The organism is Streptomyces sp. CBMA156 (genome assembly GCF_014596515.1).
Lineage (GTDB): Bacteria > Actinomycetota > Actinomycetes > Streptomycetales > Streptomycetaceae > Kitasatospora.
In genome coordinates this window covers 34,658-48,363 of sequence record NZ_MSJQ01000428.1, presented here as the reverse complement: position 1 = coordinate 48,363, position 13,706 = coordinate 34,658, and the positions used below count along the sequence as shown (strand labels likewise).

At 74.5% G+C, this 13,706-nt stretch carries 12 protein-coding genes; 5 read left to right on the top strand and 7 right to left on the bottom strand.

All coding sequences use genetic code 11. The features are described from left to right. Window positions 1-12 precede the first annotated feature (12 nt). The 3 genes from BU198_RS38375 to BU198_RS38365 all read right to left on the bottom strand — a co-directional run bounded on the left by BU198_RS38375 (window position 13) and on the right by BU198_RS38365 (window position 4,332). Window positions 13-1,326 (bottom strand): DUF6271 family protein, encoded by a 1,314-nt coding sequence (locus BU198_RS38375; RefSeq protein ID WP_188301378.1) that lies wholly within the window; start codon window positions 1,324-1,326, stop codon window positions 13-15. Beyond that, on the bottom strand, window positions 1,308-2,417 hold the full coding sequence (locus BU198_RS38370; protein ID WP_188301377.1) for a phytanoyl-CoA dioxygenase family protein: 1,110 nt from the start codon (window positions 2,415-2,417) through the stop codon (window positions 1,308-1,310). Before BU198_RS38370 ends, BU198_RS38375 begins: the two co-directional genes overlap by 19 nt. Before the next feature lie 511 nt (window positions 2,418-2,928). Then, window positions 2,929-4,332 (bottom strand): amidase, encoded by a 1,404-nt coding sequence (locus BU198_RS38365; protein ID WP_188301376.1) that lies wholly within the window; start codon window positions 4,330-4,332, stop codon window positions 2,929-2,931. A 314-nt stretch (window positions 4,333-4,646) separates the two neighbouring features. Between BU198_RS38365 and BU198_RS38360 the strand changes: the two genes are divergently transcribed. Together BU198_RS38360 and BU198_RS38355 are read left to right on the top strand one after the other, a co-directional pair. Next, window positions 4,647-5,996, top strand: a complete 1,350-nt coding sequence (locus tag BU198_RS38360) for a cytochrome P450 (RefSeq protein WP_188301375.1) — start codon at window positions 4,647-4,649, stop codon at window positions 5,994-5,996. Between the two features lie 92 nt (window positions 5,997-6,088). Further along, window positions 6,089-6,817: a rhomboid-like protein gene (locus BU198_RS38355; protein WP_188301374.1), complete on the top strand. Its 729-nt coding sequence runs from the start codon at window positions 6,089-6,091 to the stop codon at window positions 6,815-6,817. Window positions 6,818-6,879: 62 nt separating this feature from the next. Here BU198_RS38355 and BU198_RS38350 read toward each other — a convergent pair whose 3' ends face one another. Beyond that, on the bottom strand, window positions 6,880-7,446 hold the full coding sequence (locus BU198_RS38350; RefSeq protein ID WP_223245516.1) for a YetF domain-containing protein: 567 nt from the start codon (window positions 7,444-7,446) through the stop codon (window positions 6,880-6,882). 69 nt (window positions 7,447-7,515) lie between these two features. Next, window positions 7,516-8,325 (bottom strand): LysR family substrate-binding domain-containing protein, encoded by an 810-nt coding sequence (locus BU198_RS38345; RefSeq protein ID WP_411293286.1) that lies wholly within the window; start codon window positions 8,323-8,325, stop codon window positions 7,516-7,518. A 58-nt stretch (window positions 8,326-8,383) separates the two neighbouring features. On the opposite strand from BU198_RS38345, the gene BU198_RS38340 reads away from it, so the two are divergent. From BU198_RS38340 to BU198_RS38330, 3 genes are all read left to right on the top strand, one after another. Then, window positions 8,384-8,812: a DUF5997 family protein gene (locus BU198_RS38340; RefSeq protein WP_188301372.1), complete on the top strand. Its 429-nt coding sequence runs from the start codon at window positions 8,384-8,386 to the stop codon at window positions 8,810-8,812. A 155-nt stretch (window positions 8,813-8,967) separates the two neighbouring features. Further along, window positions 8,968-9,882 carry an SDR family oxidoreductase gene (locus tag BU198_RS38335; RefSeq protein WP_188301371.1) on the top strand — a complete coding sequence of 305 codons (915 nt, stop codon included), beginning with the start codon at window positions 8,968-8,970 and terminating at the stop codon, window positions 9,880-9,882. Window positions 9,883-10,103: 221 nt separating this feature from the next. Continuing rightward, window positions 10,104-11,777, top strand: a complete 1,674-nt coding sequence (locus BU198_RS38330) for a DUF885 domain-containing protein (RefSeq protein WP_188301370.1) — start codon at window positions 10,104-10,106, stop codon at window positions 11,775-11,777. A gap of 84 nt (window positions 11,778-11,861) precedes the next feature. Here BU198_RS38330 and BU198_RS38325 read toward each other — a convergent pair whose 3' ends face one another. Then, window positions 11,862-12,836: an ADP-ribosylglycohydrolase family protein gene (locus tag BU198_RS38325; RefSeq protein WP_188301369.1), complete on the bottom strand. Its 975-nt coding sequence runs from the start codon at window positions 12,834-12,836 to the stop codon at window positions 11,862-11,864. Next, window positions 12,833-13,672 carry an ammonia-dependent NAD(+) synthetase gene (nadE, locus tag BU198_RS38320; RefSeq protein WP_188301368.1) on the bottom strand — a complete coding sequence of 280 codons (840 nt, stop codon included), beginning with the start codon at window positions 13,670-13,672 and terminating at the stop codon, window positions 12,833-12,835. The genes BU198_RS38325 and nadE overlap by 4 nt, the downstream gene beginning before the upstream one ends. Between the last annotated feature and the right edge of the window lie 34 nt (window positions 13,673-13,706).

Below are 13,706 nucleotides of genomic sequence, written 5' to 3'. Positions count from 1 at the left end.
CTCCCGGTCCGGCTAGCGCGGCAGCCGGTCGGCGGGGGTGGCCCTGCTCGCCCGCACCAGCGGGCCCCACGCGTCGATCAGCACTGCGAAGTCCTCGATGTCCGCCTGCGCTTCGTCGAGCAGGCACGCCCTTCGGGGCGCCAGGTGGTCGGCGAACTCGGCGTACTTCCCGCCGAGCCGCCGGTAGCAGCGGTCGAGTTCGGCGAGCCTGCGGTGGTTCTCCGCGCGGTCCGTCGCGGCGCTGCGACGGGCGGAGTCCGCGATCAGCCCGGGGCGGACGCGGTGCTGTTCGTCCAGCAGGGCCTCGCCTGCGGCCTCCATCTCGGAGTAGACCGGGTAGAGGTAGAGCATGGAGAGCAGGAACTTGGCGTAGCGCAGCTGGTAGGCGGTGAAGCCGGGGCCGGTACGCCGTTCCGGGGTGTGGTAGTTGACGATGTGGCGGTTGTGGGTGACGCCCGGCAGGGTCGCGTCGCGCACCAGGTGGTGCAGGAAGTAGTCGCTGCCGATGGTGTCGGTGGCGGGCGGCAGCGGGACCCTCTCGTACACCTCGCGGTCCAGGCCGATGTTGCACATGTCGATGCGCCAGATGTCGGGCAGGTCGAGCACGGCGCGGTCGGCGGTGAACGGCTCGGTGCCGCCGCCGGTGAAGGAGTCGGCGACGAGGTCGAGCTTCTCCCGCTCACTCGCGCCGGTGGGCGCCCAGAGCGCGACCACGTCGTGGTAGGCCTCGGGGTCGAGCTCGCGGATCTCGCCGACGTCGACGGAGAGTTCGCCGACGAAGGAGGCGCCGACCAGGGCGACCCTCTTGTCCGCGTGCACCGGGTCGAGGTTGTTCTCGGTGACGGCGGCGGCCGCGTCGGCGGCCTTCAGCCCGAGCGCGGCCAGCTCGTGCTCCATCGGGAACACCGGTTCGCCGTCGAGCAGTTGGTAGCGGCTGTCGGAGTCGCGGCGGTGCACCGAATCGCAGCCGAGTGCGGCGGCCAGCAGGAACGCCCGGTTGGTGCAGGCACCGTAGGAGACGGCGTCGGGCAGCATCAGCTCCAGCAGCCGGTCCCGGCCGGCCGCGCCGGAGCGCTCGATCACCTCGCGCAGGAAGGCGCGCTGGGCGCCCTCGTCCAGGTGGTGGGTCAGCACGCCGTCGGCGGCGGGCAGGGCGGCGAGGGCCGCGGCGTGTCCGGCTCTGGCCGCGGGGCCGGCGGAGTCCAGCACCAGCAGGTGCACCCGGACGCCGAACCGCCGTACGGCGAAGGCGGCTTCGGCGCCGATCGCGGTGATGGTGTCCGCGCACTCGCGGTTGGTGGGCAGGGTCAGGCAGACGTCGCGCATTCCCGCTCCCCCGTGGCACTCCGCCGGTCCGTCGCGTGTTCCTCGAAGGGCTTGCCGCTCCAGGACCGCAGGCCGAGCAGCTTCTCCCCCAGCTCGGTGAGTTCGGCGGTCGGGTAGCGCTGCGCCTCGGGCCGGTCGGCGTCGCCGACCAGGGTGCGGTTCCAGTCCGGCGTGGCGAGCGTGCGCCAGGACTCCACCCGGGAGCGGCGCAGCTTCTCGGACTCCTCCAGCGCGGGCATCATCGACAGGTACTGCACCGCGCGCACGCCGTTCTCGGAGGTGTTGCGCTCGACGCCGTGGGCGAGCAGGCCGTTCCAGATCAGCAGGTCACCGGCCTTCAACTCGGGCCGCACGACGGGGAACTCGTCCCGGTCGACGTCCGGGCGGATCGGGTCGCGGCCGGCGGGCTGGGCGGCCTGCCACTCGTTGAAGCGGCGGAACAGCTCCGGGTCGCACTGGAAGCCGCCGTGGTCGGGGGCGGTGTCGTCGAGCGCGATGATGCCCTGGACGCGCTGCGGCAGGATGCCCCGAGTGGTGTCGACGTCCCAGTGCAGCTCGATGTCGAAGCCGCGGTCGGTGGGCTCGATCAGCGCGCGGTCGCGGTTGCGCACGTTCGGCGGGTTGAGGTTGAGCCGGTCGAGGGTGACCCAGAGCTCCTCGCAGTCCCACACGTCCACGAAGGCGTCGTAGACGCGCTGCGCCTGGCGGCTGTCCCAGATCAGCTGGTGGTGGTAGGCCTCGACGAAGCCGTAGATGTGCAGGTGCCGGTCGAGTTCGTCGCGGTACTCGCGCTCCCGGTACCAGTCCTCGGGGCGGTCCGGCGACAGGCCCTGGAACTCCCAGGCGAAGTCGAGCAGTCGGCGCGCGGCACCGGCCGGGATCGCCTCCTTCACCACCACGTAGCCGTAGGTCTGCCAGAACGCGAGGTCCTCCTCGGAGAGCACGCGCAGCGGGTGCTTCTTGCGGATCTCGCGCAGGGCGGTGGGGGCGAGATAGCTCTCGGTGTCGGCGCTGAAGTAGGGGCGCTCCGAGGCGGCCCGGTACAGGTATTCCCCGGCTGGTCCGTCGGCGTGTTCGGCTGGGCTCGGCATGGGCGGTCACTCCGTGGTTCGTGGTCGGTGCAGCGCTTCCTCATGCGCCGGGCGCGGGCACGGCGGGTGGGCGGCCGGGCTCCGGCCGCGACGGGAATACGGCGCGCGGGCCGGGGGGCCGTCCGCATGCGCTCCTTCTCGCCCTGCCAACGGGCGCGGAGCAGCACCACGTCAGGGGGCCAACTCACCCGCTCGGCAAGGCCTCTCACCCCTCATCAGCCTCAGCCGAACCGCGCTCCCCTACGTTGGACTAGACCAACTAATGGTGTCAACCCTTTCCAGCGGGTTACCGATTGGGAAATCAGCGCAGTTCAAGGCGCCTCTCGGGGTTCGCTTTATGTTTCGGAGGCTGACATAAGCGGGGGTATGTTTCCGCAATTGACATAATCGCCGGATACTGAACGGTCACTGTGCGAGGGCCCGTTATGGCGGCGAATGCCGCCACCGGCCGGCCCGGCGTCCGCGCGACGGCCGACGGGCGGCCCCGGGTCGGCGGGGAACGCCGCCGGGTTCAGTCCTGGATCCGCCGCCAGGGCCGCTCGGCCTCCAGCGCGAACGCCAGCTCCAGCAGCAGCCGCTCCTGCCCGTGCGCCGCCGACAGGTGCACCCCGACCGGCAGTCCGCCGGGCGCCGAGCCCGCCGGCAGCGCGAGGCCGGGGCCGCCGGTCACGTTGTTGACCGGCGTGAAGGCGACGTAGCGCATCAGCCGGTCCATCAGCTCGTCGAAGTCCACGTTGGGGCTCAGGTGCCCGATCGGCGGGGCGGTGTGGGCGAGCACCGGGGAGAGAATCACGTCGTGGCCGCGGAAGATCCGCGCGTACACGCCCTCCGCCCGGCGCAGCCGCCGCAGCACGCCGGGGGTCTGCGGGAACTCCGTCCGGAACCGGCGGCGCAGCCCGGTGGTCAGGCCGTCCAGCTTCCCGGCCCGGAAGCTCGGGTCGAGCAGCAGCCGGCCGGTGGCCGCGATGGCCCAGGCGATGTAGCCCCAGTAGGTGACGAAGTCGCGGGAGAACTCCTCGCCGAAGGGCAGCGCGGTGGGCTCGACCCGGTGGCCCATCGCCTCCAGCCGGGCGGCGGTCTCCTCGACGGCCCGCCGGGTCGGCCCGTCGGTCCTGGCGATCGGCGAGTCCACCACCAGGCCGATCCGCAGCCGCCGCGCCCCCGGGCCCTCGACCAGGCCGAGCGGGGGCAGTCCGGGGTTGCGGTGGTGCCGCTCGGCGGCGGCGAAGAAGGCGGCGGTGTCGCGCACCGAGCGGGTCAGCACGCCGTCGGTGACCAGGTCGACCGGCAGTTTGCCGCTCTGGGCGTTGGTGACCAGCCGGCCCCGGGTGGGCTTGAGCCCGACCAGGCCGCAGCAGGCCGCCGGGATGCGGATCGAGCCGCCGCCGTCGTTGGCGTGCGCGATCGGCACCACGCCGGAGGCCACCAGCGCCGCCGCGCCGCCCGAGGAGGCGCCGGCCGAGTGCGAGGGCTTCCACGGGTTGCGCACCGGCTGGGCGGTGGCGAACTCGGTGGAGGCGTTGAGGCCGAACTCGGGCAGTCTGGTCTTGCCGAGCACGGCGAGGCCGGTGGCGAGGAACTGGTCGGTGAAGGGCGCGTTGCGGCGGGCCGGGCGGGCGCGGTAGGCCTCGCTGCCCATCGCGGTCGGCAGGCCGCGCAGGTCCACGTTGTCCTTGAGGTACGTCGGCACGCCCCACAGCGGACCGCCGATGCCCTCCCGGCTGATCTGCGGCTTGTCGTACGAGGCGTGGGCGACGGGCAGCAGCGTGCCGTCCACCCGCGCGGCCCGGTCGACGGCGGCGCCGACCAGCTCCCGGGGGTTGACCGCGCCGGCCCGCACCAGCGCGGCCAGCGCCACCGCGTCGTAGGTGCCCAGGGCGTCGTCGCCGAACGCGTGGACCCGCTCGTCGGTCATCCGGACTCCCCACTCCCCTGCCGGCCACTCCCCTGCCGGACGTTCCGCGGCCCGGCGATCGCACCGGCCGGATCCTTCCTGCCCGGTTCTACTGACCGGTAATCTCGCAAGGATTCCGAGTCTAGGCGCATCCGGCTGCCCGGGAGGGATCAACCGGTGAACGAACCGTCAAATCTCCGAGGGCGCCCGACCGTTCGGCCCGCGCCCCCGCGTTCACCCCACCCGCCGGTCGGTGATCGTTTCGCGGTACGCCGCCGGGAAAGATCACGTTCGCGAACCGTCCCGGTCCTCCCACCCGAACCAAGGTGACGCCCGTGCCCGCCCCGTTCTTCCCGACCACCCGGTTCACCGCGGCCACCGCCCCCGGCGGCCTGCCCCTGCTCGGCCACGCCCTCGCCCTCCTGCGCCGCCCGCACGACTTCGTCGCCGGCCTGCCCGCCCACGGCGACCTCGTCCGGCTGCGGCTCGGCCCCCTCCACGCGTACGTGGTCTGCCACCCCGAGCTGGTCCGCCGGCTGCTCACCGAGGACCGCGTCTTCGACAAGGGCGGGCCCCTCCTCGACAAGGCCCGCGAGGTCTTCGGCAACGGCCTCGCCACCTGCCCCGCCGCCGACCACCGGCGCCAGCGCCGCCTGCTGCAACCCGCGTTCCACCGCGACCGGCTGCCCGGCTACGCCGCCGGGATGGCCGACGAGATCGCCGGCACCACCGCCCCCTGGCGGGACGGCGACCTGATCGACGTGCCCGCCACGATGCACCGGCTCACCACCGCCGTCACCGCCCGCTGCCTGTTCGCCGCGCACGAGCGGGCCGGCAAGCTGCCCGTGCACGCGAGCATGGACGCCGTCACCCGCGGCGTCGGCCGCCGGGTGCTGCTGCCGCTGCCCGGCGCCGACCGCCTCCCCACCCCCGGCAACCGCCGCTTCCGGCGCGCCCGGCGGGACCTCAGGGAGATCACCCGGAGGCTGGTCGCCGACCACCGCGCCACCGGCACCGACCGCCACGACCTGCTCTCCGTGCTGCTCGCCGCGACCGACGAGGACGGGCGGGGCCTGTCCGCGGCCGAGATCCACGAACAGGTGGTCACCTTCCTGCTGGCCGGCACCGAGGCCACCGCCGCCACCCTCTCCTGGGCCTGGACGCTGCTCGCCGCCAACCCGGCCGTCCGCGAGCGCCTGCACGCCGAACTCGACACCGTCCTGGACGGCCGCCCCGCCCGCCACGAGGACCTGCCCGCCCTGCCGCTCACCGCCCGGATCGTCAGCGAGACCCTGCGGCTCTACCCGCCGCCGTGGATCCTCAGCCGCACCGCCACCGCCGACACCGAGCTCGGCGGCCACCACCTGCCGGCCGGCGCGACCCTGCTGGTCAGCCCGTACCTGCTGCACCGCAGGGCCGACCTGTTCCCCCGCCCCGACCGCTTCGACCCCGACCGCTGGCTCACCACCGCCAGCCCCGCCCCCGGCACCTACACGCCGTTCGGCCTCGGCGCCCGCCGCTGCATCGGCGACGCCTTCGGCACCACCGAGGCCGTCCTCGCCATCGCGACCATCGCCGCCCGCTGGACCATCACCCCCACCCCAGGCCGGCCCGTCCGCCCCGCCCGCAGCGCCTCCCTCGCGCCCCGGCCGTTCACCGCGACGCTGACCCGCCGGGCCCGCTGACCGGACTCCGGCCGGCTTCGGTACTGTCCCGGCGTGGCCGGCCGTACGGACGCCGGCCGGGACCAGGCCGCTCGACCGGGACACCACCAGACATGAACGCTCGCACCCCACGGGGGCTCCTGACCGGGCTGCTCCGCGCCGTCCGGACGTATCCGCGCCGCTCGCCACTGACCCTGGGCTACGTCGTCCTGCTCCTGACCGGGCACGTCTGGGTCGGGAGCCTGCTCGCCGCCGACCGGGCGGACGCCCTCAGGGAGCACCTCAGCACCAACCTCGACAACCTCGCCGACCATCCGGTCACCGCCCTGGTCGGCAGCGCGCTGCTCTACGACGGCACCCTCACCGAGATCCTCACCACCGGCTTCGGCGGCACCCTGATCACCCTGGGCCTCGGCGTCTGCTGCTGCCTCGCCTGGACCGAGCGCCGCTTCGGCAGCCTGCGCGCCGCCGCCGTCTTCCTCGGCGGGCACGTCCTCGCCACCCTGCTCACCGCCCTGGTGATCCTGCTCGCCCTGCGGTACGGCTGGTACCCGGAGAGCGTGCGCACGGCCTCGGACTACGGCATCAGCTACGGCGCCCAGACCGTCCTCGCCCTCGCCACCCTCGCGGTACCCCGCCGGGCCCGGCTGCCCTGGGCCGCGCTGGTCGTCGGCTGGCCGCTCTCCGGCGACGGCGAATGGCCGGGCCCCCTCCCGGACTTCACCACCGTCGGGCACCTCCTGGCCGCCGCCCTCGGCTTCGCCCTGGCCGCCGCCGTGGCGGTCACCGCCGCCCGTCGCCGCCGGGCCGGGGCGTCCGCCCCGGTCCCGGCGGACCGATGACCCGGCCCTTGCCCCTGCCGGCATGAGCCCTGGTGCCCGCCTGCCGGACGACCGGACGCGCCTCAGCGGGGCGGGCGGCGGTCGGCGGCGATGACGGTGAGCAGCCGCTCGATCTCCGCCAGCCGGCGCCGCAGGTCCTCGACGTCCCCACGGGTGGCGCTCTGCTCGTCCGCCTTGAGCTTCACCAGCAGCTGCCCGTCCGGCTCCAGGCGGGCCCGGGCCACCCCGCGGACGCTGTCGCCGTTCTGGATCCGGATCGCGTGCTCCAGCTCGGACGGACGCAGCGCCAGGCCGCGCAGCGCGCCCGGCACCAGCCTGCCGTCCGCCACCACGGTGGTGGCGGTGCCCTCCAGGAGGCGGGCGGCCCTCGGGTCGCGAGCGAGCCAGCGGGTCACGGCCGCGTTCACCGCGATCAGGGTGACCGCCCCGATCACACCCCCGAGCAGGCTGTCGTCGTTGCCGATGACCGCGTTCTGCACCACGTTGGAGAGCAGGAAGACGACCACCATGTCGAAGGTGTTCAGCCCCGCCAGCCCGCGCTTCCCGGCGATCCGGAACAGGACCACGATCAGCGCGTAGACGGCGACCGTCCGGAGGACCTTCTCCACGATCGGAATCTGGACGGCCATCAGGTCATGCCACACTGCCCCGCTCCTCCCGCCTCGACTGCTGGGAACGGGGCAGACGCTACGCCACGGTCACCGCTTCGGCCTGCCGCGCCGGGCCGCCGCGCCCCGCCCGCCGGCCTTGGCTCCCCCGGCCTTCGCCCCGCCCGGCTTCTGCCCGCCGGCCTTCTGCGCACCGCTCCGCTGCCCGCCGGCCTTCTGCTGCGGCTTGCCCCGCCCGGCCGCCGCCTTCTTCGGCTGCGCCTCGGGCGTCGCCTGCCCGGCCCCGCGCCCGCGCGAGCTGTTGACCGTACGGCCCCGGACGATCCCGATGAACTCCTCCACCAGGTCCGTCGTCCGCTCCTGCGGCCAGGACAGCGCCACCTGGGACTGCGGCGCCTCCGCCACCGGCCGGTAGGTGAGGTCCTTGCGGTGGTGCAGCCGGGCCAGGGACTGCGGCACCAGGAGCACGCCGACGTTCGCCGCGACCAGCTCGATCGCGTCCGCCGTGCTGTCCGGGCGCGCGAGGGCGGGGCGCCCCGGCAGGGTGTCGGCGGTGAGGCCGAGGGTGTCGTCGAGCGGGTGGAAGACCACCTCCTCGGCGAGGTCGGCCGGCGCGACCTCCTCGGCGGCGGCGAGCCAGTGGTCCTTGGGGAAGACCACGACGGTGGTCTCGGTGTAGAGCGGGATCGCGCTCAGCACGTCCTTGTCGACCGGCAGCCGGACCAGCCCGGCGTCCGCGCCGCCCTCGCGCAGGGTCCGTTCGCCGTCGCCGGACTCGACCGCGAGAAGTTCCAGCGGAACGTCCGGGAGCCGCTCGCTCCAGACCCGGACCCATTTGCCGGGGATCACGCCCGGGACGTACACGAGCCGGAAGGACGGGTTCACCTGCATGTCTGTCACAGGTCAAGGCTACCGACCGTGACCGGGAGCGCCCGCGCACTCCCTTACCCTTGTCTCCATGACATCGCTCAAGCAGAAGACCAGCCAGACCATGAAGCCGGCCACGGCGGCCAAGAAGCTGGAGATCTACCTCGCAGCCGCGCCGGCCGACTTCCAGGAGGGCGTGGTCTCCCGCGAGGAGCTGTACGCGCTGCAGGCCGAGCCGCCGCAGTGGCTCCAGGACCTGCGCAAGAACGGCCCGCACCCGCGTCCGGTGATCGCCGCCAAGCTCGGCATCTCGATCTCCGGCCTGGCCCGCGGCGGCGTGACCGAGGCGCTCACCACCGAGCAGATCGAGGCGATCAAGGCCGAGAACCCGCTCTGGCTCCAGCACGAGCGCGCCAACCAGGTGGACCTCCGCAAGGAGACCGCCCGGATCAAGGAGAAGCACGAGAAGGAGGCCGCCGCCAAGGCCGCCGAGGAGGCGAAGGCCGCCCGGGCCCGCTGACCCGGCCCCACCGCCCGGCACGGCGGCGCTCCGGCGCCGGTTGTCGGACCCCTGCGCAACGATGGTGCCGACGTCCGTCCCACGGGCGTCGGCACAGTCGTGCGCGGATGCGCGCACCGGCTCGTGCGCGGGTCCGACAGCGAGGAGGCCGAAGGATGGCAGGAGCACTGGACGGCAGGATCGCCCTGGTCGCGGGGGCGACACGGGGCGCCGGGCGGGGCATCGCCGTGGAGCTCGGCGCGGCCGGCGCGACGGTGTACGTGACCGGGCGCAGCACCCGGCAGCGGCGCTCGGAGTACGACCGCCCCGAGACGATCGAGGACACCGCCGACCTGGTCACCGCCGCCGGCGGCCTGGGCATCGCGGTGCCCACCGACCACCTGGTGCCGTCCGAGGTGGCCGCCCTGGTGGAGCGGATCGACGCCGAACAGGGCCGGCTGGACGTCCTGGTCAACGACATCTGGGGCGGCGAGAAGCTGTTCGGCTGGGACGTCCCCGTCTGGGAGCACGACCTGGACGACGGCCTGCGGCTGCTGCGCCTGGCGGTGGAGACGCACGCCGTCACCAGCCACCACGCCCTGCCGCTGCTGCTGAAGCACCCCGGCGGCCTGGTGGTGGAGATGACGGACGGCACCGCGGAGTACAACCGCGACACCTACCGCAACTCCTTCTTCTACGACCTCGCCAAGGCCTCGGTGCTGCGGATGGCCTTCTCGCTCGGCCACGAGCTGGGCTCGCGCGGCGCCACCGCCCTGGCCCTCACCCCCGGCTGGATGCGCTCCGAGATCATGCTGGAGCACTTCGGCGTCACCGAGCAGAACTGGCGCGAAGCCCTGGTCCAGGAGCCGCACTTCGGCATCTCCGAGTCCCCGTACTACGTCGGCCGGGCGGTCGTCGCGCTGGCCGCCGACGCCGGGGTCGCCCGGTGGAACGGCCGCTCGGCCTCCAGCGGGCAGCTGGCCCTGGAGTACGGCTTCACCGACCGGGACGGCAGCCGTCCGGACTGCTGGCGCTACCTGGTCGAGGTGCAGGAGCCGGGCAAGCCGGCCGCGCCGGAGGCCTACCGCTGACCTCGGGGCCGGCCGGTGACGGCCGAGGTGGCGGCGGGGGGCGGAACTCCCCCGTCGCCACCTCGTGTTGACCGGGCCGCCGGTCGCTCCGAATAATCGGCGGGAACGGGGTGCCCCGGGGCCGTGCCGTCGTGACCGCACCGCACCGGAGCACCGCGTCACAGCACCGCACCGAAGTTCGCCGAAGTACACCGCAGTTCACCGCATCGGGGGAAGCGACCGTGATCGAGCAGCCTCAGCACGCCGGACTCGCCGCGCTCGCGGACGAGTTCTTCGCCGCCGAGAACACCCACAACCCGTTCGAGGCGACCCTCAGCGGAGTCGAGGGCTACGCCCACCTGGTGCCCGACCCGTCCCGCGCGGCCGGGCACCGGCACCGCGACGCGCTGCGCGGCTTCGCCGCCCGGCTGGCCGCGATCCCGGTGGACGGGCTGGCCGGCGAGGACCGGACCACCCACCGGGTGCTCGCCCGGCTGCTCGACAACGGCATCGGCCGGCTCACCCACGGGCTGGCCGAGTTCAGCGTCTCGGCAACCATCGTGGCCCCGCAGAACGAGGCCTTCTCCGGGCTCGCCATGACCCCGGTCGACCAGGAGGGCGCGGACTCCTACCTGGCACGTCTGGCCGCCCTGCCCGGGTACTTCGACGCCGCCCTGGGCACGACCCTGGAAGCCGCCGCCGAGGGCCGCCACCCGCTGCGCAGCGGGGTGGACGCCGCCGTCGCCCAGCTGGACTCCCACCTGGCCACCGCCCCGGCCGAGGACAGGCTGCTCCGCCCGCTGGCCGGCCGCCCGGAGTTCGAGCGCGCCCTGACCGTCGTGCGCGACGCCGTCCGCCCCGCGGTGGCCCGCTACCGGGACGGGCTGGCCCACCAACTGGCGCCGGGCTCCCGGCCGGACGACAAGGCCGGGGTCTGCCACGTGCCGGGCGGCACCGAGGGCTACGCGGACGCCGTCGCCCGCTTCACCCGGCCGGGGCTCACCCCGGAGGAGGTCCACCGGGTCGGGCTGGAGGCCGTCGCGGCGCTGCGCGAGGAGTTCGCCGAGCTGGGCGGCAAGGTCCTGGGCATCACCGATCCCGCGGCCGTGCTGACCGCGCTGCGCGAGGACCCCGCACTGCGCTTCGGCAGCGCGGCCGAGATCGTCGCGACGGTGGACGGCGCGCTGGACCGGGCCCGCCGCGCCTCGGCGGACTGGTTCCGCCCGTACCCGATCGCCGACTGCGTGACCAGGGAGATCGACCCGATCGAGGCGGAGACCGCGCCGCTGGCCTACTACCAGCCGCCGGGCCCCGGCGGGCTGCCCGGCACCCACTGGGTCAACACGCTGCGCCCGGAGACCCGGTTCAGCTACGAGTACGAGGCGCTCGCCTTCCACGAGAGCGTGCCAGGCCACCACCTCCAGCTCGCCGTCGCGCAGACCCTGCACCACCTGCCCCGGTTCCGGCGGAACCCGAGCGGCCAGCTGACCGCCCACGTCGAGGGCTGGGGCCTGTACACCGAGCGGCTCGCGGACGAGATGGGGCTGTACGGCTCGGAGCTGTCCCGGTTCGGCATGCTCTCGTTGGACGCGATGCGGGCGGTCCGGCTGGTGGTGGACACCGGGATGCACCACTACGGCTGGTCCCGGGGGCGGGCGACGGCCTTCATGCGGTCCAACACCGCCACCCCCGATGCCAACGTCCGCAACGAGATCGACCGCTACATCGCCTGGCCCGGCCAGGCCACCGCCTACCTGATCGGCCGCCGGGAGATCGTCCGGCACCGCGAGCGGGCCGAGGCGGCGCTCGGCGCCCGGTTCGACGTGCGGGAGTTCCACCACCAGCTGATCGGGCACGGCAGCCTGCCGCTGGGCGTGCTGGACGAGCTGGTGACGGACTGGATCGCGGAGCGGTAGCGCCCGTCGCGGCACTACACCTCCCCTGCCGTCCCCTCGTCGGCCGGCTGCTGGTGCCGGCGGTCCTGGTCGTCTGCCTCCTGGTCATGCTGTCGGGCGTCCACACCCTCCAGTAGCCCGTCCCGACTCCATGGTGCCCATCAACTCCGCGGCCAGATCGAGCAGTTCGGCCGCCCGAAGCACCCGCCCGCCGAACCCGGGCAGCGCGACGTGCAGCGGCGCGGTCCAGCGCCCGGGGATCGCCGCCAGGCCGTACCGGGCTCCGGCCAGGCCCCCGGTGACGGCGGCGACGGTGTCGGTGTCGCCGCCGAGGTCGATCGCGGCGCGCAGCGCCTGCTCGAAGCCGTCGGTGGTGCGCAGCGCCCAGACCGCCGAGCCGAGGCAGGGCCAGACCGCACCGTTGGCCTCGGTGGCACGGTCCGGGTGCCAGTCGGGGGCGAGGACGGTGGCGTAGCGCTCGCGGTGGGCGGGGTCGACGTGGGCCAGGACGGCCGGGAGCCCGGCCAGCGGGTCGGCGCCGTCGAGCGCGATCCGGACGAGCTCGTGGAAGATCGCCGTGCCCTCCCAGGCGGCCGGGTCGCCGTGGGTCAGCGCCGAGATCCGCCGGGCGGCGTCCATGGTGGCCTGCCGCCCGGCGCGGGCGAAGGCCACGGCGGAGGTCGAGGCCCGCATCAGGGCCCCGTTGCCGGCCGCGTGCAGGGTGGTCTCGAAGTGGGCGGCGGCCGCGCGGTCCCAGGGCAGGCCGCTGCCGAGGACGGCTTCGGTCTGGATGCCGATGTCGCTGGGCCTGGCGTCGGCCCAGCGGCGGAACCGGCCGAACAGGTCCGGGAGGTCCAGGCCGCCCCGCTCGATCAGGGACTCCGCGACCAGGACGGCCATCTGGGTGTCGTCGGTGGCTTCACCCCGGGCCCAGCCGCCCCCGGCGACCAGTTCACCGGGGGTGTCCGGGAAGCGGGCGGAGAAGGCGCCGGCCGGGCCGAACTCGTACGGGGCGCCGAGGGCGTCGCCCACGGCGGCGCCGAGGACGGCTCCGGCGGCGCGCTCGTCCGGGCCGGTCATGCCTGGTGCGGGACGACCGGCAGGTTGCGCTTGTGCTCGGTGCGGCGGTAGTGGCCGAGGACGGTCCGGTGGACCTCCTCGCTGACCGGCAGGCCCTCCAGGAAGTCGTCCAGGGCGTCGTAGCTGACGCCGAGGGCGTCCTCGTCGGGACGGCCGGGGTCGAGGTCCTCCAGGTCGGCGGTCGGGACCTTCTTGACCAGCTCGGCCGGAGCGCCGAGCGCCTCGGCGACCGCCCGCACCTGGCGCTTGGTCAGGCCGGACAGCGGCATCACGTCGGCCGCGCCGTCGCCGAACTTGGTGAAGAAGCCGACCGCGGCCTCGGCGGCGTGGTCGGTGCCGACGACCAGCCCGCCCTTGGCGCCGGCCGCCGCGTACTGGACCACCATCCGCTGGCGGGCCTTGACGTTGCCGCCGACGAAGTCCTCGTGGGCGCGGTCGGTGTAGGTCAGGCCGGCGGCCTTCAGGGCGGCGACCGCGCCGTCGGTGGCGGGCTTGACGTCGACGGTCAGCACCTCGTCCGCGCGGATGAAGCCGAGCGCGAGCTGGGCGTCCGCCTCGTCCGCCTGGACGCCGTAGGGCAGCCGCATCGCGGTGAAGGTCACCTGGCGCCCCTCGGCCCGCAGCCGCTCGGCGGCGAGCTGGCAGAGCCGCCCCGCGGTGGTGGAGTCGACGCCGCCGCTGATGCCCAGCACCAGGCTGCGCGCGCCGGTGGCCCGCACCTGGCCGGCCAGGAACTCCACCCGGCGCTCGGCCTCCTTCGCGGGGTCCGGCACGGGTGCCACTCCGAGGGCACGGGCGATCTCCCGCTGGACGTCGGCAGGCAGGGGCTCGGTCATTCCGACTCCTCGGGACGGTGGGTACGTGACGCGG

Excerpts from the sequence above, each read along its gene's own strand:
- BU198_RS38335 (WP_188301371.1), top strand. The coding sequence starts at position 8,968 with ATGGCAGGAGCACTGGACGGCAGGATCGCCCTGGTCGCGGGGGCGACA.
- BU198_RS38350 (WP_223245516.1), bottom strand. The coding sequence starts at position 7,446 with ATGGCCGTCCAGATTCCGATCGTGGAGAAGGTCCTCCGGACGGTCGCC.
- BU198_RS38375 (WP_188301378.1), bottom strand. The coding sequence starts at position 1,326 with ATGCGCGACGTCTGCCTGACCCTGCCCACCAACCGCGAGTGCGCGGAC.
- BU198_RS38365 (WP_188301376.1), bottom strand. The coding sequence starts at position 4,332 with ATGACCGACGAGCGGGTCCACGCGTTCGGCGACGACGCCCTGGGCACC.
- BU198_RS38370 (WP_188301377.1), bottom strand. The coding sequence starts at position 2,417 with ATGCCGAGCCCAGCCGAACACGCCGACGGACCAGCCGGGGAATACCTG.
- BU198_RS38355 (WP_188301374.1), top strand. The coding sequence starts at position 6,089 with ATGAACGCTCGCACCCCACGGGGGCTCCTGACCGGGCTGCTCCGCGCC.
- BU198_RS38325 (WP_188301369.1), bottom strand. The coding sequence starts at position 12,836 with ATGACCGGCCCGGACGAGCGCGCCGCCGGAGCCGTCCTCGGCGCCGCC.
- BU198_RS38340 (WP_188301372.1), top strand. The coding sequence starts at position 8,384 with ATGACATCGCTCAAGCAGAAGACCAGCCAGACCATGAAGCCGGCCACG.
- nadE (WP_188301368.1), bottom strand. The coding sequence starts at position 13,672 with ATGACCGAGCCCCTGCCTGCCGACGTCCAGCGGGAGATCGCCCGTGCC.